Origin of the sequence: Aeromonas sp. R1-2, from assembly GCF_040908505.1 — a bacterium.
Lineage (GTDB): Bacteria > Pseudomonadota > Gammaproteobacteria > Enterobacterales > Aeromonadaceae > Aeromonas > Aeromonas veronii.
Genome location: NZ_JBFODU010000055.1, coordinates 33,058 through 54,696, shown reverse-complemented (window position 1 = coordinate 54,696; position 21,639 = coordinate 33,058). Strand labels below are relative to the sequence as shown.

Annotated in this window: 12 protein-coding genes; 11 read left to right on the top strand and 1 reads right to left on the bottom strand. The window is 59.1% G+C overall.

Annotated features, from left to right (window positions below; translation table 11 throughout):
• Window positions 1–58: 58 nt before the first annotated feature.
• From AB5Y76_RS19025 to AB5Y76_RS18980, 10 genes are all read left to right on the top strand, one after another.
• Window positions 59–1,891 (top strand): M3 family metallopeptidase, encoded by a 1,833-nt coding sequence (locus tag AB5Y76_RS19025; protein WP_263718493.1) that lies wholly within the window; start codon window positions 59–61, stop codon window positions 1,889–1,891.
• Window positions 1,892–2,453: 562 nt separating this feature from the next.
• The gene (gene wecB, locus AB5Y76_RS19020) at window positions 2,454–3,551 is read left to right on the top strand and encodes a non-hydrolyzing UDP-N-acetylglucosamine 2-epimerase (RefSeq protein ID WP_115522694.1); all 1,098 of its coding nucleotides are present in this window, start codon (window positions 2,454–2,456) and stop codon (window positions 3,549–3,551) included.
• 5 nt (window positions 3,552–3,556) lie between these two features.
• On the top strand, window positions 3,557–5,800 hold the full coding sequence (nrfB, locus tag AB5Y76_RS19015; RefSeq protein ID WP_263718487.1) for a cyclic di-3',5'-guanylate-activated glycosyltransferase NrfB: 2,244 nt from the start codon (window positions 3,557–3,559) through the stop codon (window positions 5,798–5,800).
• The gene (locus tag AB5Y76_RS19010; RefSeq protein ID WP_263718485.1) at window positions 5,800–8,760 is read left to right on the top strand and encodes a tetratricopeptide repeat protein; all 2,961 of its coding nucleotides are present in this window, start codon (window positions 5,800–5,802) and stop codon (window positions 8,758–8,760) included. The genes nrfB and AB5Y76_RS19010 overlap by 1 nt, the downstream gene beginning before the upstream one ends.
• The gene (locus tag AB5Y76_RS19005) at window positions 8,760–9,647 is read left to right on the top strand and encodes a DUF4434 domain-containing protein (RefSeq protein ID WP_263718483.1); all 888 of its coding nucleotides are present in this window, start codon (window positions 8,760–8,762) and stop codon (window positions 9,645–9,647) included. Before AB5Y76_RS19010 ends, AB5Y76_RS19005 begins: the two co-directional genes overlap by 1 nt.
• A 636-nt stretch (window positions 9,648–10,283) precedes the next feature.
• A complete protein-coding gene (pgaA, locus tag AB5Y76_RS19000) occupies window positions 10,284–12,668 on the top strand; it encodes a poly-beta-1,6 N-acetyl-D-glucosamine export porin PgaA (protein WP_263718481.1) in 2,385 nt (794 codons plus the stop codon).
• Window positions 12,668–14,626 carry a poly-beta-1,6-N-acetyl-D-glucosamine N-deacetylase PgaB gene (gene pgaB, locus AB5Y76_RS18995; RefSeq protein WP_263718479.1) on the top strand — a complete coding sequence of 653 codons (1,959 nt, stop codon included), beginning with the start codon at window positions 12,668–12,670 and terminating at the stop codon, window positions 14,624–14,626. The genes pgaA and pgaB overlap by 1 nt, the downstream gene beginning before the upstream one ends.
• Entirely contained in the window at window positions 14,623–15,873 is a 1,251-nt protein-coding gene (gene pgaC / locus AB5Y76_RS18990; protein WP_082182316.1) for a poly-beta-1,6-N-acetyl-D-glucosamine synthase, read from the top strand. The genes pgaB and pgaC overlap by 4 nt, the downstream gene beginning before the upstream one ends.
• Entirely contained in the window at window positions 15,860–16,174 is a 315-nt protein-coding gene (locus AB5Y76_RS18985) for a hypothetical protein (protein ID WP_368177810.1), read from the top strand. Before pgaC ends, AB5Y76_RS18985 begins: the two co-directional genes overlap by 14 nt.
• Before the next feature lie 155 nt (window positions 16,175–16,329).
• A complete protein-coding gene (locus AB5Y76_RS18980) occupies window positions 16,330–17,628 on the top strand; it encodes a ferric reductase-like transmembrane domain-containing protein (RefSeq protein WP_263718472.1) in 1,299 nt (432 codons plus the stop codon).
• A gap of 15 nt (window positions 17,629–17,643) precedes the next feature.
• On the opposite strand, the gene AB5Y76_RS18975 is transcribed toward AB5Y76_RS18980, so the two are convergent.
• Window positions 17,644–20,811 carry a S41 family peptidase gene (locus AB5Y76_RS18975; protein WP_263718470.1) on the bottom strand — a complete coding sequence of 1,056 codons (3,168 nt, stop codon included), beginning with the start codon at window positions 20,809–20,811 and terminating at the stop codon, window positions 17,644–17,646.
• 279 nt (window positions 20,812–21,090) lie between these two features.
• On the opposite strand from AB5Y76_RS18975, the gene AB5Y76_RS18970 reads away from it, so the two are divergent.
• Complete coding sequence (locus AB5Y76_RS18970) at window positions 21,091–21,570, top strand: murein L,D-transpeptidase family protein (protein WP_047434434.1); 480 nt, start codon at window positions 21,091–21,093, stop codon at window positions 21,568–21,570.
• Window positions 21,571–21,639: the final 69 nt, after the last annotated feature.

Below are 21,639 nucleotides of genomic sequence, written 5' to 3'. Positions count from 1 at the left end.
TTTCTTCAAAAAAAGGAGTGGGCCCCGCTGCGGGTGACCCCATAACAAGAGGGAATTTATGAGTTCCATTGCCAGGAATTACTTCAACCAGCTCAACGCCGACTACCTGCAGGTGCACAGGCGCAAGGAGGATCTCTTCTGGTCCACCTATATGGGCACCAGCGATGATCAGGCCGGTTTCACCGCGGCCGAGCAGGCCTACAAGGCCTTTTGTGCCAATCCGGCCCGTCTGCCCGAATTGCGGGAGATGTTGGCGCAGGCCGACGAGGATGATCTCAAGCGCGGTCTGCAAGGCTGGATCGCCTTCTTCGAGTGCAATGTGATTGAAGATCCCGCCGCTGCCGCCCTGATGGATGAGCTGGTAGCCGCCGAGGCGGCGCTGTTCGCCCGCCGCAAGGGGCTGAAACTGACCCTGCTGGATGAGCAGGGCCAGCAGGTCGCTGGCAGCCTGCCTGCCGCCAGTACCTCGCTCGCCGCCAGCCCGAACGAGGCGGTGCGCCAGAGCGCGCTCGCCATGTTCCACACCCTGGAGCAGTGGGTGGTCGGCAACGGTTTTCTCGAGGTGGTGGCGATCCGCAACCGCTTTGCCCGCACCATGGGCTATCGCGACTACTTCGACTACAAGGTGCGCAAGAACGAGCAGATGAGCCCGGAGCAGCTGTTTGCCATCCTCGACGACTTTATTGCCCGCACCGACGCCCGGTTGCAGCAGAGTCTGGAAGAGCTGAAGGTTGCCAAGGGGGAGGCGGCCCTGCTGCCCCACAACCTGCGTTACAGCGTGAGCGGTGATGTGACCCGCCAGCTAGATCCTTATGTGCCCTTCTCGCGGGCACTGCGGGATTGGGTCGAGAGCTTCCGCAGGCTCGGCATCCAGTATCGTGGTGCGACCCTGACCCTGGATTTGCTGACCCGGGAGGGGAAATACGAGAACGGCTTCTGCCACAGCCCGGTACCGAGCTTCTTCCAGCAGGGGGAGTGGGTGCCGGCGGTGGTCAATTTCACCAGCCTGGCCGATCCGGCGCAGGTGGGCAGCGGCTGGAGTGGCCTCAACACCCTGTTCCACGAGGGAGGCCACGCCGCGCACTTTGCCAATGTCACCGGCAATGCCCCCTGCTTCTCACAGGAGTTTCCGCCCACCTCCATGGCCTATGCCGAGACCCAGTCGATGTTCTGCGACAGCCTGCTGGACGATGCCGATTGGCTGAAACGTTACGCCAGAAATGCGGCGGGAGAGCCAATCCCCGATGCGCTTATCAAGGAGATGATCGAAGCGCGTCAGCCGTTTCGTGCCTTCAACGAGCGCCAGATCGCGCTGGTGGCCTACTTCGAGCGGGATCTCTACGCCATGGATGAGGCCGAGCGCACCCCCGAGGCTGTGTTGGCGCTGGCCCGCCAGTGGGAGCGCAAGATCCTCGGGGTAGAGAGCCCGCGCCCGCTGCTGGCTATTCCGCACCTCCTTAATCAGGAGTCGGCCTGCGCCTATCACGGCTACCTGCTGGCGCTGATGGCGGTGGAGCAGACCCGCGCCTTTTTCCTCAAGCGTGATGGCTACCTCACCGACAACCCGCGCATCGGGCCGGATCTGGCTGCCCACTACTGGGGGCCGGGTAACGGCATGACTCACGATGAGACCCTGCGCAGCCTGACCGGCGAGGGATTCAGCGCGGTGCCGCTGGCCGAGGCATGCAACCTGAGCGCCGCCGAAGCGTGGCAACAGGCGCAAGCCTGCATGGCCGCCGCCCAGCAGCGCCCCGCGGCTGGCGAGGGAAGCCCGCTTGATGCCCATATCCGGGTGGTACATGGCGCCGAGCTTATCGCCGACAACAGCGAGTCGGAAACCCGCATGCTGGCCGACTTCGAAGCGTGGGTAGCCCAGCGCATCAAGCATTGACGCAGGATGCGGCTCCTTAGGTTGAGCCATTTATGTGGATATAGTCCTGCAACCCGTGCAGGGCTATATCATATCAGCGTAATGATTTTGCAGAAAAATCCGTGTAAACCCAATGTTTCAGTATTTTAATGTTGTTGATAGTGCAATGGATGAAGTAATAAGTTGTCACACTATAGAGTTGACTAATTATTATCCTTTGGACAGAATTGGAGACCTTGCCACCCCCGATGTGAACCGGGTCCGGAAAGTTACAGATCTCTTTAGAGATGGCTGGGCTGCCTTTTCGTGAGGTTTAGATGACTCACCACAAGATACAGGTAGCTCCCGGTCTGGTTCATGCAAGATATCTGCACAATTTGGCCCGTTCCTGAACCCTTGTGGTGCTGATAGGCGACTGCTGTTTTTGTACACGGACTGTATTTTTAGTCTGTCGTCAGTGGGGGTTCTCTCCTGCGTTCTCATCCTCTCCAGCATTTTTAATTATTGAAGTCACTTGAACAGTCATACAGGGCAGCTAATAACTGATTTGTTCAACCGACTGTAGTGATCTCGGATTTTTTGAATGGAGTTGCTTGTGATGAAAAAGATCATGATGGTGTCGGGTACCCGCCCGGAAATAATCAAGCTTGCCCCTCTCTACCATGCTCTCAAGCAGAAGCCATGGGCAGATGTATGCTGGGTGCATACCGGTCAGCATGATAGCATGGCTGTTCAAGTGCTTGATTGTTTTGATATTACCCCCAATTATGCTCTGCTTCGTCATGGTTCCAGCTTGTTTGATTTCAGTCAGGGGTGTCGTGCTCAACTCGAGTCATTGATGGTGCAAGTCGAGTGGGACATGGTGATTGTCCAGGGGGATACAGAAAGCGCCTTTTTGGGTGCCTTGACCGCCTTCTATCATCAGGTTCCCATTACTCATGTTGAGGCCGGATTGCGTACTTATCGCCTCGATCGCCCTTTTCCTGAAGAGGGTCTTCGCCAGATGATTGGGCGTCTTGCCCAATTGCATATGGCGCCGACGGATCGCGCGCGTGACAGCCTGTTGGCTGAACAGGTGCCGACAGAGAGGGTACATGTGACTGGCAATACTGTCATTGATGCCCAGTTATGGGCCAGCAAACGTCACGGTATCAAACGTAAAGGAGATCAACCGGGACATCTGCTGGTGACGGTACACAGGCGCGAAAATTGGGGCAATGAAGTTGCGGGGATCTGCCGTGCCATCGCGCGGCTTGCTACCGCCAATCCCGGTATGCGAGTGCTTTTCCCGGTACACCTAAACCCCGTCATCAAGCAGGTTGTCTACCCACTGCTTGGTCATTTATCCAATGTCACGTTGACTGAGCCTCTGGATTATCTGGCGATGCAACAGGCTATCGCTGATGCATGGTTGGTTATGACGGATTCTGGAGGTTTGCAGGAAGAGGCGCCAACCTATGGGGTGCCACTGCTGGTATTGCGTGAAGAAACGGAACGCCCCGAGGCTGTCGATTCCGGTTACGCACAACTGATGGGGACGGATGAGGAACTCATTGTCCAGCGAGTCAGTGAGCTATGGCAAGCCGGGGACTTTGAGCCACGAGAGATGGCAAATCCGTTTGGGGATGGCCAGGCCTGTTCCCGCATCGTGGCTATCATGGCAGACACTCTGCTGAGGTAATCGGGATGCCGGAATATTGGTTGGTGGATGGTTTTGCTACCTATCTATATGGTCTGAAGCTGATCGCTATCGTAGTGGCAATAGCCATGCTGGTGAGTGGACTGGATGACCTTTTCATCGATGTCGTTTATTGGCTCCGAAGTGCTTGGCGGCGGCTGACGGTTTATCGACAGCACGATCGGCTGAATTATCTGGCGCTTTATGAACGGGAGGAGCAACCTCTCGCCATTATGGTGCCAGCCTGGCATGAAACGGGCGTAATTGGTCAGATGGCGGAGTTGGCTGCGACCCGTTTTGACTATGAAAACTATCAGATCTTCGTCGGTACCTACCCCAATGATCCGGATACTCAGAAGGATGTGGATGAAGTTTGTGCCCGTTTTCCTAATGTGCACAAAGTTGTGTGTGCCCGTCCTGGGCCGACCAGCAAGGCGGACTGTCTCAACAATGTGCTTGATGCCATTTTCCAGTTCGAGCGCAAGGCCAACCTCTCTTTCGCAGGTTTCATTCTTCACGATGCCGAAGATGTTATTTCGGACATGGAGTTGAGGCTTTTCAACTACTTGGTAGGCCGCAAGGATCTTATCCAGATCCCTGTCTATCCCTTTGAACGTAGTTGGTTCAATTTTACCAGCTTGCATTATCTGGACGAGTTTGCCGAATTGCATAGCAAGGATGTTCCGGTGCGTGAGGCTGTGTCAGGTCAGGTACCCAGCGCTGGCGTTGGTACCTGTTTCAGCCGCCGTGCCGTCATCGCGCTGTTGGAAGATGGGGACGGTATCGCTTTTGATGTGCAAAGTCTGACTGAAGACTACGACATAGGTTTCCGTCTTAAGGAAAAGGGGATGGAAGAGATATTCGTCCGTTTCCCAGTCATTCGTGAGGTCAGAAGTACCCCGAATAAGCGTTGGCGACTTGGTATGCATGAGCGGGATACCAATGTCATCTGTGTAAGGGAGTATTTTCCCGATACTTTCCAGACGGCTGTGCGCCAAAAGTCACGCTGGATCATTGGTATAGTCTATCAAGGTTTCAAGACTCACAAATGGAGCCGCAACTGGAAGCTTAACTACTTCCTGTGGCGAGATCGCAAGGGGGCTCTGACCAATTTTCTCAGTTTTACTGCCAGTCTTATTTTGCTCCAGTTACTTGCTCTCTTGTGTTATCAGTGGCTTGCCGAGGATCCCTACTACTTTCTATCTATCTTCGAAGGTGACAACTGGTTGGTCACCCTGCTTTGGATCAACCTGTTTCTTATGCTTAATCGAATGTTGCAGCGCTTGATTTTCGTAACTCGCTACTACGGCATAGTGCAAGGATTTATGTCCATTCCCCGCCTTTTCTGGGGGAATGTAATCAACTTCATGGCCAACTGGCGTGCGCTTTCCCAAATCATTGCACAAGGGGATCCGCGTCGGGTTGCTTGGGACAAAACTACCCACGACTTCCCAAGCTTGGGAGAAGAAAACCGGGCACGGCGACCGTTAGGCCAGATCCTGATTGATCAGGGCGCACTGACCAAGGAGCAGCTTGAACAGGTATTAATGAACCGATTGCCCGGTTTGCGCTTGGGCAGCAACCTGGTGCAACAAGGGTTACTAACCAGTGAACAGCTGGCTGCAGGGGTGGCTGAGCAGAGTGGGGTGAATTGGGAACATGTCGATGCCTATGGTCTGGAGCGATATCTGCTGCACAAGGTTCCGCCCAACGTTGCTATGCACTATGGGGTGTTACCGCTACGTATTGAGGATGGGGTGCTGGTGCTTGCATGTGAGGTTTATTTAGACCCTGTCTCTCTTGGCGCGCTATCTCGCAAACTCCGGTCACCCGTTACCTATGTGATCGCCTGCAGAGGAGAAGTGACCGTGGGCCTTCGTCGCTGGTATGCCCGTGGTCAGCGTATCGACCCAAAAGCATTGCTGCAGCGAGCACTGACGGATGGTCTGGTTACTGAAGAGCAATCAATTACGATCTGGAACCGATATCTGGCCAGTCAGGTGATGTTGCCCGAACTGCTGATCACGCTCGGCCATATAGATGAAGCGGCGTTGCGTTCCTTGTTGCTGCGACATGAGCGAAGCGAATTGACACTCGCCCATTTTCTGGTCGATCAAGAAGTGATCTGTGAGCAGGTGTTGGCTCAAGCTCTTACGCTGCAAGGGGCTTATCAACTGAACCTGTACGAACTGCTGCGGGAAGCGGGAGTGAATGATAGCTGGTTGGCGCAACGCTCGGAGGAGACTATCTGATGCGTCCCGAATTTTTGCTTTTGTCAGGGCTGTTGCTTGGTCAGGGAGTTATGGCTGCTCCCCATGAATATGAATTGGGGCCCGGAGTGAGCAGTTATCAGCGTTTCGTGCTTTATCCTCATTTGCAGAAAGGGTTCTCTGCCATTGAGCGGGGACATCGTGATCGCGCAATTTCCGAGTTCGAACAGGCTCGCAAGCTGCAACCTAAAAACCCGGTCATAGCCCTCTATCTTGCCCGAGCTTATGAGCATTTTGGTCAAGACAAGCAGGCTATGGCGCTGGTGCGCCAGCAGTTAGCTATCACGCCGCAGGATGCCGAGCTATTAACCTTCGCTGAAGGGTTGCAGCGTAAAAAACCATTCGATCCTGACTGTAATTTGCTCGAGTGCAAGGTCGCAAGGGCCGAGCGAAAGTTGTTGGATGCGGACCTGCAAGGGTTGGCTACTTTACTGGATGACCCCGAACTTGCAGCCACCCCACAGGGGTTGACACTGCGGCATGACCTTCTTGCCCGCTCACTGGGTGAACGGAATTGGGGCTTGGCTGCTGGGCAGCTTTCCTGGCTCGATAAAGCAGGAAAACTGAGCCTTGGAGAGCTGAAGCAGTGGTTCAATATGCTACTGACACAAGGGGATGTCACCCAAGCTGTTGTATTGCGTCGCCGTTTGCCGAGTCAAGATGGTGAAGTGGATTCGGCCATCGCACTTGCCCTTGCCAAGGAGCCGGATAGTGCAGCGTTAAGGCGTTATCTGCGGTCTCATTCACCACATTTTGCCAAGGCAGCTCAGGAGCGTGAATGGTTGCAGCTCTCAGCCAATACAGGAATCCTGAAGGGCGACGAGGTGTTGCAATTTGCTGAGAATCAGCGATTTTATGCCAACTTGATGTTGCCTGTATTACGCCAGGAAGGGCGTTGGGCGGAGCTGGATAAATTGCTGGTGAGCGTGCCGTCACACGAGAGTGCTGAGTTGGCATTCGAATCGGCCTTGCATCAGCGCCAATGGCACAAACTGATCAGAGAGGGGCGCTGGTTGATCCGGGACTATGGACAACCAATGAGGCAGTTGGATCGGCTTACTTACCAGTTGCAGCGTGCAGGTTTATTGACGGCGGCTCGCGAGCTGCTCATCGAATATTGGCCCTATCAGGGAGCCAACTTGTCGGATCGAGAGACGTTGATTCGGCGTTTGGCTCTGCTGCAAAAGGATAAGGGGTCTGGCACATTGCCCGATCACCTATCTGAACCATTGAGCGATCCGGCGCTGCGTACTCTGCAGGCCAATCTGTTGGCACTGTCTGGTCAATGTGACGGGGTTATGCGGGTGCTGGGTGATCTCTCAGCCCGTTATGATGCTGACAGCTGGCGTGCTCTCGGAGGTTGTTATCGACACCGCAAGCCGGGCTTGGCTGAATATGCCTTTTCTCGGGCCGCCAGTTTTGGATTGCCTGGTGATGTACGTCAATTTGCCTATCAGGCGTATGAAAATCAGCACTACGATGCAGCGCTCAAGGCCTGGCAGCAGGTTACGCTGGCTTCTGATCAACAAGAGCAAATGGCAGCGATTCGTTCAGCCCTCGCTGCCGGAGATATTGTTCAAGCTCGGCGGTGGCTTGAGCAATATCTGCAGTCAGGGTTGCCTCAGGATGCTGAATACTGGCGAACTTTGGCCAAGACCCAGCAGGATGAACAAGCGATTGCAAGCCTTGAGCAGGCTATTGCCTTGATGCCGCAAGCTGCTGACTATGCCCAGGTGGCGGATCATTATCAAAAACGTGGACAAACGTCGCAGGCGAGTACGGCATTGCAGGTAGCAAACCGCCTTGAGCCGAATAATCGGGAATACCAGCTGGCTTACGGCTATGCCCTTCTGAACAATGGCGAGAAACAGGCGGCCAGTGACTGGTTGGAGTCCCTATATCGGGAGGGGGATACCGAGTTGGCGGAGCAGCTTGTTTATATCAATCAATCCCTGGCTCACAACCCGAAAGCGCGAATGTATGCCACCAAAGCCATTGATGGCGATCAACCGGCGCAATTACGTTACGACTTGAGACGATTGTATGAAGATCTGGGTCGGCGCTGGACTTACAGTTTTGATGCATGGACCGGGAATGGTCAGGGCACGGTCAGTGGCATCGGCGGTAATGCCGTGGCTCAGAGCTATGCCCAGACAGAGTTAGAGTACCGTTTGGGAGAAGAGACCATCCGTGATGGCAAGACGCTCTCCTTGTATGGCCGTCTCTATGGCAGCAGTCAGAGCCAGCGGCTTTACCATTTAGATGAGGGCGACCCGAATGACGGCACCTATATGGAGAAGACTGGCAGCAACCCGCTTGATTTCCGGGATCCCACCCTGGGGATAGGGCTGCGCTGGAAACCATTCGGAAGTCAGACTCTCTTCTTCGCGGCCGAAGAGCTGCTGCCACTCAACAGCAGTCAAGGGGGCGAACACGATACTCTGATCCGTGCCAGCGCTTCTTTTTTGAATGGTGGCAAATATAGTGATGAGTGGCATGTCGGTGATAGTGGCTGGTGGGCACAGAACCTCTATCTGGATGTAGCTCGTTACCTGCGTTCACAGCAGAGCAGTCTGGTGGCTGATTATCGGGTCAGCTACCACCACAAAATTAGGTGGGGTGACACTGTAGAGCCTTATGCGCATGTTCAGGGACGCCAATATTGGAACGACAAGAGTCCGGATCGAGGCTACTACAGTGGCAAGAATGGCATAGTGGAGTATGTGTCGGGCTCTGACGATTACACCCTGCTGATGGGGGGCGTTGGGCTACGCTGGAACCACTGGTTCGGAGAGACTCAATACGATGCTTGGCCCCATAAATTGAGCTTGGGGATCGAATATCAGCACCGGTTGAAGAGTGATCCCGTCATCAAGGACATTAAATCCGGTAATGACTATGACAAAGGCACCCTGATGATGACGATGGGATTGAGATGGTAATGAGATATTGGTTCAAGGGTTTGCTACTCATTCTGCTGGGAATTGTGCTGCCTGCCCAGGCTAGCCAGGGCATCTTCTATCAGCCCCAGTTGCGGGATGCCACCCTCGGAGAGTTGCGCTGGGATGAGATAGTTGCTCAGGTGAAGCAGGAAGGGTTCGATACGCTAATCGTGCAGTGGACTCGCTACGGTGATGCTTTCGCAAAGCCAGAGGAAAGCGCTTGGTTGGCAGCCAGGCTAAAAAGAGCTCATGCCGCGGGGTTGAAGCTGGTTCTGGGGCTTTACGCGGATCCTGCATTTTTTCAACGCCAGGATCAAAGTGCAGGTTCTCTTGCTCGCTATCTTGAGCAGCAGAAAAGTCACAACCATCTTCTAGCCGAAGAGTGGTTAAATCTTCTGGGTGAGGGAAGTATTGCGGGTTGGTACCTACCTGCAGAGTTGGACGATTTCAATTGGCGCGACCCCGAACGGCAAGCACTGCTATCTAGGCATCTGGCCAGCTCTGCCAAGGCGTTGCGCGAAGTGAGTCCGGAACCCGTCTATATCAGCAGCTTCTTCACTGGCAAAATGAGCCCACAAGCCTATCGGGATCTTCTGACCCGCCTGTCAGATAAGGGAGTGAATCTGATGGTTCAGGATGGAAGTGGAACCACAGTGCTGAGCAAGCCGGAGCGTGAGCTCTATCTGGATGTTCTTTCTCCCTGCGAGGGTCGTGTGACTGGTTTGATTCATGAGTTGTTCGTTCAGAAGGGAGAACGCGCAAGTTTTCATGCAGAGCCCTTGGCTGAGCGACAACAGCGGGCACTTATGGTCTCTCCGAGCTCATGTGGTAGCCAACGCTGGTTCTTTTCACTACGTTACTTGCCTGGAATGGCTGACATGCGTTGAATGTTCGTATGAGCGTCGATATCAATATTTGGATCGTTAACCATTACCGGCGAGTATCCGCCGTGTAATCCACTGTGCTCTCGGTGAGCATGCCGGGAGCACGGCGCCTTATGGCTATCCCTTGTTACAGCTGTAGTGGGGGATACCTCACTAGGGATGGGTACGACACCAGGTGTCGCTTTGGCAATAGTGTCCGCGATTTTTCCATCAAATATGTATTCATATGAAGATGAGCGTGAACAGTGAGCGGCAAGGTAATAGATTCGGTGATTCACGCTGTTATGTCTGTTTTGTTAATAGTGTTTTTTGCACTCACCTTTGTGCATAAAGATTGATCTATACATCTTTTTGAGAACCATTCCCATCTTGTCGGATTGACTAAATTGTCCACAGCTGCAAAATCGCCCACCTTGCCACTCCCGATGTGAATCGGGTTCGGAAAGCCTCAGATCTCCGCCCGGAGATGGCTGGGCCGCACATAGGAAAGGTGTGGCCGTTGCCCGCCTTTCACCCTCGAAATCAGCACACAAGTCAGGAAGCCCTCTTGCTCATCAGGCAGGAGCGGACGGGTGTGTATATCCGTATGGCCGTGCAGGGACGATACGACCAGCGTTTGTTATGGGTGGTATGTTGCGAATGAATCGCATCTTTTTGATGTTGGCGCTGTTGCCCCTGCTGGTGTGTGCCAGTGAGGTGGACAGAGTGCGTGAAGCCTGGGTCATCAAGGCCCGGGCGGGAGAGCTGGATGCGGCAGCGCACGGGCTGGATGCTCTCTATCGACAAAGTGGTGATGGCAAGGTGCTCGATGATCTGATCGCCGTGCAGCTGTGGCGGGGTGATCGCAAGGGGGCGCTGGCCGCCTGTGAGCCGTGCGAGCTCAGCCCCATCAGCAACCGTACGCTGGAAGGGGTGGCCCGTGCCGCCCGCGACGAGAAGCGCTACTCCGAAGCGATCAGCTATTACCGCATCCTGCAGGGGCGCGATCCCGCCAACCACAATGGCTGGCTCGGGCTGTTTCTCACTGCCAGTGATCAGGGCAACCGCGAGCTGGCCCGCCGCGCAGCGGCTGATTATGAAGCCCGTTTCGGCCGCGACCAAGCGATCCTCGAAGCCCGCATTTATGCCGCCCGCCAGGGTGAAGATCCCATGGGGGAGCTGCTGGCCCGTCAGCAGTGGCTGGACCTGGAGCCGGACAACCCCGAGCAGGTGCTGGCACTCTATCGGGTAGCCGTGAGCCTGGGGGCGGGGCCTGCGGCAGCAGACCTGATGGGCCGTTACCCCAAGCTGTTCAAACCCGTCGACCGGCTCTGGCTCGACTACTACCAGGCGGTTAATCTGCTGCGGATCTCGGCCCAGACCGAGGATCCGGTGCTGGCCCGCCGTTCCCTGACCCGCACTCTTGCGCTGCAAGAACGGATCCTGGCCCGCGCCCCCCACGATCATGTGCTCTATATCAGTGCCCGCCGAGATGTAGTGGTGACGCTGGTTGCCCTCGGCGAGTTTGCCCGAGCCGAACGGGAGTCCGCTACGCTGCAGGCCGAGGGGCCATTGCCTGACTATGTGCTGGAGGCGCGCGCCGATGCACTGGCCGGGCTGGGGCGGGTGGATGAGGCCTCCGTGATTTACCAGCAACTGGCGACCCCTGCACGGGCCAAAGACAAACGCCTGCTGGAGAAGCGCTTCTATGCCTATTCGGATGGAGAGCGCTATGGCGCGGCGCAGGGGCTGCTGGCCGGTTGGCAGGAGCCACCGACTCGCTGGGATTTCACCGGCAACATGCGGATGGCCAACGACGACTACGAGAAGGTGTTGCAGCTGAAAACCTTGCTGCAGGCCTGGCGTGGTGAGGCGGGCGCGGCAGAGCGGCAGCTGGAAGGATGGCTGAAAACCGCGCCTGCCAATCCCTGGCTCTGGCTGCAACTGGGGGATATCCGCCGCTGGCGGGGTCATCCCGATGAAGCCGAGCAGGCCTATCAGCAGGCTGTGCGCTGGCTGCCAGCAGGACGCACCGTGCTGGCCGAGCCGGGTCGCCTCAACGCCCGGCTCGACAAGGGGGACTGGCAGGGCACGCCGCAGGCCGTGCGCACCCTTGGCAACCTGACCCGGGATCGTCAGGAGTTGCAGCAGCGGCTGACTCTGGAGCAGGCGCCACAATTTGTTACCGACCTGACCCATGGCCGCAACGAAGGGGGCTCGGTGCAGGCCAGCCGTGACTGGAGCTACGACAGCCGCCTCTACAGCGCTCGCACTGATGGCGGTGATCGGCTGTTTGTCCGTCGTCAGGGCAGCTTTGGCGAGTTCGACCAGCAGCCCGAACGCGCCGCCTATACCGGGCTGGGGGCCGAGATCTTTTTCTACCCGCTGCAACTGACGCTAGAGGGGGGCACGGGCAGCGAGCTCAACCACAAAGGCTATCTCTGGAGTCGCCTCGATTGGCGGCTGGATGATCACTGGACATTGGGTGCAGCCATCAATCTCAACAGTGCCGACACCCCGCTGCGGGCATTGGCGCGCGGCAACCACGCCGATCAATACCAGCTCGATCTGGGCTGGCGTCAGGATGAGACCCGCGAGGGGGCACTGCGACTGGAGCAGATGGATATTAGCGATGGCAACCGGCGGCTGACGGCCTCCGGCTGGCTGCGTCAGGATCTCTGGCGCCGGGATCGCTGGTGGTTCGATACCACCTTGCGGGGTGCCACCTCCCGCAACGAGGCGGTGGAGGTTGACTACTTCAATCCCTTGCAGGATCGCAATCTGGAGCTGGAGCTGGCGGGGCGCTACCGGCTGCCGCTGGATGGGCGTCGCTCCCTGCTGCAGAGCCTGACCATGAGTGGTAACCACTACTGGCAGCAGGGCTATGGCAGCGATCAGGGGTGGCAGCTCAGCTATCGCCATGACTGGATCCTCTCTCCCGCCCTCAGCCTGGGCTATGGCCTTGGCCGCCGTCAGGCCATCTATGACGGCAATCCCGAGTTCGGAAATTTCATCTTCGCCAATCTGCAATGGAGTTTCATGTGATGAGACGCTGGCTTGCCCCTTTCGTTTTGCTGCTTGCACTGCTGCCTTCGCTGACGCAGGCGGCCCGGCAACCCGATGACTATGTGGTGCTCTGCTACCACGATATCGTCGATCTGAAATTGACCCCCAACCTCAAGCTCTATCCCCAGACCATCCGGCGCGACACCCTGATCCGCCACTTCAACTGGATCAAGCAGCAGGGTTATCACCCGGTCAGCTTCCAGCAGATCCTGGATGCCAAAGCGGGCAAGGCACCGCTGCCGGAGAAGGCGATCCTGCTCAGCTTCGACGACGGCTACGATAGCTTCTACCGGCTGGTCTATCCGCTGCTCAAGCTCTACAACTATCCGGCGGTCTTTGCGCTGGTGGGCAGCTGGCTGGATGTGGCCGATGACAAGATGGTCCCGTACGGCAATGACAAGCTGCCGCGCGGCTACTTCGTCGGCTGGCCGCAGATCCGCGAGATGCAGGACTCCGGACTGGTGGAGCTGGCCTCCCACACTTTCACCTCCCACTACGGGCTGCTTGCCAACCCGCAGGGCAACGTGCAGCCGGCGGTGACCACCGCAGGCTGGAGCCAGAATGGCTACGAGAGCATGGCCGACTATCGGGCCCGAATAAAAGCGGACTTCGACGCATCGGCCAGCCAGCTCAGGGAGCAGACCGGTCGGGCACCACGGATCCTGGTCTGGCCCTATGGCGCCTTCAACCAGACTGCGCTGGATCTCGCCCGTGCGGCGGGGATGCCCTACACCTTCACCCTGGCGGAAGGGCTCAACAAGCTGAGTGACTCGGGCAGCACGGTGCGCCGCTATCTGCTGGAGGAGGACACCAGCCTCGAAACTCTGGACGAGATCATGGGGGGCAATACCTGGGAGCGGCAGGTGGAGCGGTTGGTGCACGTGGATCTGGACTATGTCTATGACAAGGATCCGCAGCAGATGAACAAGAATATCGACATGCTGCTGGACCGGATCAAGGGTTACGGCATCACCACCGTCTATCTGCAGGCCTATGCCGATGACAACGGCGACGGGGTAGCGGAGGCGCTCTATTTCCCCAACCGCCATATGCCGGTCAAGGCGGATCTCTTCAATCGGGTCGCCTGGCAGCTCAAGACCCGGGCTGGGGTCAAGGTGTTCGCCTGGATGCCGGTGATGGCCTACGACATGGGGCCGAACCATGCCTATGTCACCGACAGCCGTACCGGCGCTCCGGCCAAGGGGCAGTATTTGCGCCTCTCGCCCTGGGATCCTGCCAGCCGTCAAATCCTTTTGGATATCTACGAGGATCTCGGTTTTTACACCAAGTTCGATGGCTTGCTGTTCCATGACGACGCCTTCCTGAGCGACTACGAGGGGCCGATGCCGCTGGCTCGCACCCCGGATGCGCTGCAGGTGCAAGGGGAGCAGAAGACCGATCTGCTGATCGATTTCACCATGGCGCTGCGCGATGCCGCCGCCCGTTACCGGCAAGGGGGCGCCGACGGTCTCAAGACTGCCCGCAACATCTATGCGGCGCTGGTGACCGAGCCGCAATCCCAGCAGTGGTTCGCCCAGAGTATGGCGGCGTTTGCCAAGGCCTATGACTACACCGCCGTGATGGCCATGCCCTATATGGAGCAGGCCGAAAATCCCGACCAGTGGCTGGCCAGGCTGGCGGAGGATTCACTGGCACAGGTGCCGGCCAATCGGCTGGTGTTCGAGCTGCAGAGCCGCAACTGGCGTACCGACCAGCCCATCCCCGATGCCGAGCTGGCGCGCTGGATGGAGATCATCCAGCGCAAGGGGGTGACCAACTTTGGCTACTACCCGGATGATTTTCACAACAACCAGCCGGATCCGGCGGTGCTCAAGCCGGTCTTCTCGGTGCAGACCCAGCCTCAGCCGGCCCAGCTGCCGGTGACGCCGGTCGCAGTCAGTGCCGCTAAAGCCACCCAAGGGGAGGCGATGCGGTGAAGGATCTTCTGGAAGGGATAGCCATCTTTACGTTGGCCTATCCCAGTCTGATGGCCATGGTGTGGGTCTGTGGCGGTCTCTATTACTACTTCCAGTGGGAGCGGCGGGATATCGCGCTGGCCAAGCGGGGGCTGGAGCTCCCCTATTACCCCAGGGTGACCTTGATGGTGCCCTGCTACAACGAGGGGGCCAATGTCGAGGAGACCATCGGCCACCTGCTGCGCCAGCGCTATCCCGATTTTGAGGTGCTGGCCATCAACGATGGCAGCAAGGATGACACAGGTGCGCGGCTGGATCGGCTGGCGCAGCAGGATCCACGCCTGACCGTGCTCCACCAGCACAATCAGGGCAAGGCGATGGCGCTCAACAACGGGCTGGCGGTGGCCAGCGGGGAGATCCTGGTCGGTATCGACGGCGATGCGGTGCTGGATTATGACGCGGTGCGCTGGATGGTGAAGCACTTCATCGAGAGCCCGAGGGTCGGGGCGGTCACCGGCAATCCGCGGGTACGCACCCGCTCCACCATCATCGGCAAGATCCAGACCGGCGAGTTCAGCTCCATCATCGGCCTCATCAAGCGGGCCCAGCGTATCTACGGCACCGTCTTCACCGTCTCCGGAGTGGTGGTGGCCTTTCGCAAGCAGGCGGTCGAGGCGGTCGGCGGCTGGAGCAATGACATGGTGACCGAGGACATCGACATCAGTTGGAAGCTGCAGCTGGCCGGCTGGCTCATTCACTACCAACCGCAGGCGCTCTGTTGGGTGCTGATGCCGGAGACGGTACGCGGTCTCTACAAGCAGCGGTTGCGCTGGGCACAGGGGGGCGCCGAGGTCTTTCTGCGCTACGGCTTGCAGGCGATGCGCTGGCGCAACCGCCGCTTCTGGTTGCTGCTGCTGGAGTATCTCTCCAGCGTTGCCTGGTGCTACAGCATGTTGCTGCTGGCGCTGATCTGGCTGATTGAGCCTGACGTGAGCGGACTGGCGGTGGGTCATCTGTTCCAGTGGACCGGGGTGATGATGACCGCGATTTGTCTGGTGCAGTTCGGGGTCAGCATCTTTATCGACAACCACTACGACAAGAGCATGGCCCGCAGCTTTATCTGGTGCGTCTGGTATCCGCTCATCTACTGGCTGCTCAATCTGGTGACCGTGGTGGTGGCGGTGCCCAAGGCGATCCTGCGTCGTCGTGGCCAGTTGGCGGTGTGGGAGAGTCCTGACAGGGGGGAGTCGTTCCGTGACAAAACATAAGCTGGCGAAGGAGATGATCATCAGCAACGGTACCCGGCGCAGCTGGAAGTATCGGCTGCGGGATCTGCTGATCCTGCTGGTGACCTGGGTCGGCTGGATTTTTCTGGCCCTGCAACCCTGGCTCAACTATCTGGAGGCGGAGGAGGATGAAAGCTTTATCGGCTCGCTGGATGCCATCGAAGTGGGGCAACTGTTTCTTGCCCTGCTGTTTGGCATCTTCCTGCTGATCCACTCCTGGGCAAAATACAACAGGCTGCTGCACTGGTTGGTGGGCAAGCGAACGGCCTCAAAAGCGCCGTAATCATGAGGGGCCAGTCGGCCCCTCTTTTGTTTCCGTTTGTCACACATTGCCACACAAGCTTCCCCCTATGGCAAAGTCTTGTGACCGGACGGGTGTGTAATGGTGCCATCAGCAGGGAGATGAGGCCCTGCAGCGATGGAACCAGGGTGCATGTTATGACGGGTAAACGGGTTTGGTGGCTGTTGCCACTGCTGGCGGTCGGGGTCTGGTGGCTCGGTTATGTGGGGGATGCCAACGGGGTGTGGCCCTGGCGCCATGAGATGTTGCTGCTGACGGGTCTGCTGGGGATGACCTATATGGCCATTTCGCTGTTGCTGGCGTTGCGCCTGCCGAAGCTGGATGTGTGGTGTGGCGGTCTGGATCGGATGTTGCGATTGCACCGTCAGGCGGCCATCGGCGGCGCATTGGTGCTGACCGCCCACTGGCTGCTGGTGGAGGCCCCCAAGTGGGCGGTCTCGGCAGGTTGGTTGAGTCGTCCCGCACGGCGTGGGGCCAGCGGTGCCGAAGTGGGTGCCGGAGCAGGCAATGGCATCTCGCTCCATGCCCTTGGCAATACCCTGGGGAAGTGGAGTTTCTATCTGCTGATCGCGCTGGTGGTGCTGAGTTTGCTGGCGCTGGTGAGTTATGGTCGTTTTCGACTGATCCACCGGCTGGCCCCGCTCATCTATCTGGCGGGCTGGTGTCATGGGCTCTGCCTGTTGCCTCAGGTGGGGGCCATGACCCCGGTGGGGGTATCAGTCTGGCTGGTTGGCGGGATCGGCGCTATCGGGGCCCTCTACTCCCTGCTGGGGCAAGTGGGGGCGCGGGATCGCCATCCGGGCCGGGTCATTGCGGTGCGGGCGCTGGCGGATCAGACCTGCGAGCTGACCATGCAGCTGGAGCGGCCGCTCGCCCATTACCGCCCGGGCCAGTTTGCCTTCTTCGAGTTTGACGCCAAGGAGGGGCCGCACCCCTTTACCCTGGTGCGGGTGTCAGCGGATCGGCGCCAGTTGGTGATCGCGGTGCGGGCACTCGGGGATCATACCCGTCAGCTGGTGGCAGAGGCGCGCGCCGGGGATGGAGTGGTGGTGACCGGGCCCTATGGCGCCTTTGTTGCGCCGCAAGGGGGAGGCCGAGCCCTCTGGCTGGGGGCTGGGATCGGTATCACGCCGTTCGTCGCCTGGCTGGAGGGGCTGGCTGCCCGTGGGGAGCGGGGCGAGGGGATCACCCTGATCCAGTGCGCGCCGGACCTAGTGGGGGCTGTCTATCACCAACGGTTGGCCGAGCTCTGTCATCGCACCGGTGTGCGTTATCAGTTGCATCTGGACAAGGCGGCCGGGCGGCTGGATCTGGCCCGCATCGCGCAGGATGCGCCCGAGCAGGTGTGGTTTTGCGGGCCGGAGGGGATGGCAGATGCCCTGACCCGGCTGTTGCCGGACGGGCATCTGCATCGCGAGCTGTTTCGCTTTCGTTGAGCTCGATGAGCGCCGTTATTTGGCGCTGGCTGGCAACTGCTTGAGGGCGGCTTGTACTGCCGCCTCCAGTTGCGGGTCGCGCCCGGCCACCATGTCGGCGGGAGTGAGGGGCACCTGCAGATCCGGGATCAGCTCCTGATTCTCGTAGAAGGTACCGTCCGGCTTGCGCAGCCCCAGGGTCGGAATGCCGTAGGAGAGGCCCGGGATCAGCCGGGAGTCGTGGCTGTAGACCATGGTGCCGGTGCCGGGCACCGGATCGCCGACGATGGGGCCGACCTTGAGGGCACGGTAGTACTCGGGGAAGGCGGAGCCTTCCGAGTAGCTGCCAGCGTTGACCAGCACCACCGAGGGCTTGGTCCACTGGCGAGTGGCGGCGTCGGTTTCACCCTTGCCCTGACGGGGCCAACTGCTAGCCATCCCCTTGGCGCTGCCGCTGCCGGTCAGAAACTCCACCAGGGTATTGGCGAGATAGCCGCCGCTGTTGAAGCGGACATCGACGATCAGCGCATCGCGATTGCGCTGTCTGCCGAGGGCATCCGCCACCACTGCATCGTAGACCTCGCTATTCATTGCCGGCAGATAGACGTAGCCGACCCGTCCTCCGCTCAGCCTGTCCACCAGCTCCCGCCGTTTCTCAATCCAGCGATCCTGTTGCAGCTGGTACTCCTGCTGTTTGTCGATGGCGGTGAGCACCACCTCGTCAGTTTGCTTGTTGCCCTCCTGCTGGAAGGTGAGGGCAAGCCGGGCGCCAGCCTGATGGTTGAGGGCCTGATCCAGCTCGGCCAGATTGGCAATCGGGACGCCGTTGATGGCGAGCAGGCGGGCGCCCGGGGCGATATCGCTCTCCTGATCCAGCGGGCCGCCAGAGAGCAGGGCGGTGAGCATCACCCCTTGCTCGCTATCCTGCCAGTAGCCGCCCAGGCTGGCGGTCTCGTCCGCCATGCGCGGGAAGGGGGCGGGGCCGCTGCCCCAGGTGTGGGAGACATTGAGCTCGCCAGCCAGCTCCGCCAGCAGGTTGCCAAAGTCCCGCGGGTTGCCGATGCCCGGCAGCAGGCGGCGGTAAGCGGCGACATAGCTATCCCAGTTCACCCCGTTCATATCGTCCAGATAGAACTCGTCCCGGGTGAGCCGGGCGATCTGATCGAAGGCGGCGGTCATGCGTTCCTGCCAGCGGCTGGTGGGTTGCAAGGCGAAGGGGGCGCTGGTGGCTTCGCCGGAGTCGAAGTGGATCCGGGTGATCTCCCCATCTCGCACCAGGGTCGCCAGGGTGCCCTGCTGGTTGAGGCTGGCCAGCGCTGGGCCGGGCTGTTCACCAAACAGTTCGCTGGTTTTGCCCTTGCGCAGATCCTGGCTGTAGCCCTTGATCTCGCTCTCGCTGTTGACCCCCATCTCCTCCACCAGATAGATCAGCTGGTCGCCGATGATGCGGCTGGCGAGCAGGGTGCCGGTGGGTTGCAGCAGCAGCGCTTCTCGATGGTTAAGACGATCGCTCTCAAAGCCGTATCCCCCTTTCGGCGGCTCCAGTTCGGCAATCGCATCGGCTCTGGCGGCGCGGCTGCTGTAAATGCCGAGCAGGTTGGTGACGAGGGGCTCGCCATCGGGCCCCAGTGCGCCAAATCGGGTCGATTGCCAGTAGAGAATGGCGCCATCCTGGCTCCAGCCCGGTTGCCCATCCTGATAGCCGTTGAGGCTGACATTGACCGGTTTGGCCTTGGGATTGGCCGTGTCGATCACCGCGATCTCCTGCTCTGCCGCATCGGGGCGGAAGGTGAGCGCCAGATGGCGGGAGTCGGGGGCAAAGGCGAGATGCACCTCGTGGCGCGACGGGTTGAAGCTGGCAGGCACCAGCTCCCGCTGCTTGTTGCTCGCCAGATCCAGCAGGTGGATGGCCTGGCCATCCACCACGAAGGCGAGTTGCTTGCCGTCGGGGGAGAGCACCGGACGGCTGATCCCCTTGTCGGGTATGGCCAGCAGCAGACTCTCGGTCAGAGTGCCGGGATCGCTGAACAGCAGATCCGGATCTCCCTTGCGCAGGCGATAGAGGGCAGCGTGCCCCTGCTGCTCCGACAGATAGATGAGAGCACGCCCCTGCTCGGCAAAGAGGGGGCTGGATTGCTCGCTCGGATCTCGGGTCAGCTGGCGCACCCGCTCCCGCTCGGGGTCGACGGCAAACAGGTTGCCCTCGCTCACCAGGATCAGCTCATCCGCCTCTTCGCTGACCAGCGCTTCGTCTGCCAGGGTCAGGGTCTCGCTCGTCTCATCCGGCGCGCTCGCCACTTGCGGGGTGAGGGTCAGCTTGCGTGGCTCGCTGCTATCGGCATCGAGGCGATAGAGCTCGCCCAGCCATGACCAGACCAGATCGCCATTGCGAGAGGCGCTGAGCCCCCGCACCGGATGGCCCTGATAGTGGGTCAGCTGTTGCTCCTTGCCGCTGGCAAGATCCCGGCGCCAGACGTTGAAATCGCCGCTGCGCTCGCTCAGGTAAAAGAGGGTATCTCCCTTGTCGCTCCAGACCGGATCGGTGGCCGCCACCCGATCTTCGGTCAGCTGCTTGTGCTGCTTGCCATCAAACAGCCAGAGACGGGGTACCGCAAACGAGTGCTGATGCTTGCGAAAGGGTTGATCCGCCGCGGGCATCTGATAGGCGAGCCGCTCCCCGTGGGGGCGGGCCAGGGTCGCAGGCAGCGGCAGATCGGCCTGCAAGGTGCCGCCGGTGATCGGGGTCCAGTAGAGCTCGCCCCATTGGTAGCCTTCCGCGACAAAATGGTCGGCATCGGGCGCCCCCAGGCGCTGGCTGCTCAGCAACAGCCGTTTGCCATCGGCGCTGAAGGCTTGCGGTAGATCGGTGCGCGAATCGCGAGTGAGGCGCACCATCTCGCCGCCGCTGGCGGGTACCACGAACACATCTTCGTTGCCGTAGAGATTGGCGGCAAAGGCGATCTGTTTGCCATCCGGCGACCAGATTGGCCGCTGGCTCAGGTAGTCGCTGCCAGTGAGCGCCGTGGCGGGGCCACCCTCGGCACTGGCGACAAAAATGCGCCCCTGCCAGGTGAAGGCAAGCTGCTTGCCATCGGGGGAGAGGGCGGGCTCGCGCAGCCAGAGTGCATCGGCGGCGACACTGGCGGGCAGCCAGAGCAGGAGTGGCGAGAACAGCAGGGTGGCGAGGCGGCACGAAGAGCGCATGGCATGATCCTGTCGGGGAGTGGAGTGTTATCTTCGCCGATCATTGCCCCGGGTGCCAGCGCGATAATTTTTTGTATCTTGTTGTTTTAACTGTTAATTACCAATGCCAAATGACGGCGTTCAAGGAAGATGGCCTGGCTGCGGCAAGATATGTTTTGCCGGGCATATTGAGTATTGATGGCGATCCAATATCATGGCGCTCGCTCGCCGCTCGGCGGGCATCGTTCAGATGATCTGGTAACAAGAAAAGCCCGCACCAGAGGCTTGTCGAGGGATGGAATGAGAGCCGTATTACTGTGTTTGTTGGGGCTTTGGCCCGCATTGAGTTTTGCCTTTACCGAAAAAGCCGATTTGGTGGTGGTCAAGAAGTCGACCTATAGCCTGACCCTGATGAAGGATGGCAAAGAACTGAAGCGCTACTGGATTGCTCTGGGCCCGGCGCCCAAGGGGCACAAGCAGCAGGAAGGGGATCAGCGTACGCCGGAAGGGCGCTACACCCTCGACTACAAGAAGACCAATTCCGGCTACTACAAAGCCATCCATATCAACTATCCGAACCTGGATGACATCAAGCGCGCCAATGAGCTGGGTGTTCGTCCGGGTGGCATGATCATGATCCACGGCCAGCGCAACAGCATTGGCAACCGCAGGGTTCAGCCTTCCAACTGGACCAATGGCTGCATCGCCATGCTCAATCACGAGCTGGATGAGGTGTGGGACGCCGTTGACCCGGGTACGCCCATCGTCATCGAGCCCTGATCCCCTTGTGCACGCCCGCGACTCCGCGGGCGTTTTATTTCCCGCCAGTGATGACGTGACAGCGCTTGC

Coding starts and splice junctions, on each gene's coding strand:
- AB5Y76_RS19025 (WP_263718493.1), top strand. CDS start 59: ATGAGTTCCATTGCCAGGAATTACTTCAACCAGCTCAACGCCGACTAC.
- wecB (WP_115522694.1), top strand. CDS start 2,454: ATGGAGTTGCTTGTGATGAAAAAGATCATGATGGTGTCGGGTACCCGC.
- nrfB (WP_263718487.1), top strand. CDS start 3,557: ATGCCGGAATATTGGTTGGTGGATGGTTTTGCTACCTATCTATATGGT.
- AB5Y76_RS19010 (WP_263718485.1), top strand. CDS start 5,800: ATGCGTCCCGAATTTTTGCTTTTGTCAGGGCTGTTGCTTGGTCAGGGA.
- AB5Y76_RS19005 (WP_263718483.1), top strand. CDS start 8,760: ATGAGATATTGGTTCAAGGGTTTGCTACTCATTCTGCTGGGAATTGTG.
- pgaA (WP_263718481.1), top strand. CDS start 10,284: ATGAATCGCATCTTTTTGATGTTGGCGCTGTTGCCCCTGCTGGTGTGT.
- pgaB (WP_263718479.1), top strand. CDS start 12,668: ATGAGACGCTGGCTTGCCCCTTTCGTTTTGCTGCTTGCACTGCTGCCT.
- AB5Y76_RS18980 (WP_263718472.1), top strand. CDS start 16,330: ATGACGGGTAAACGGGTTTGGTGGCTGTTGCCACTGCTGGCGGTCGGG.
- AB5Y76_RS18975 (WP_263718470.1), bottom strand. CDS start 20,811: ATGCGCTCTTCGTGCCGCCTCGCCACCCTGCTGTTCTCGCCACTCCTG.
- AB5Y76_RS18970 (WP_047434434.1), top strand. CDS start 21,091: ATGAGAGCCGTATTACTGTGTTTGTTGGGGCTTTGGCCCGCATTGAGT.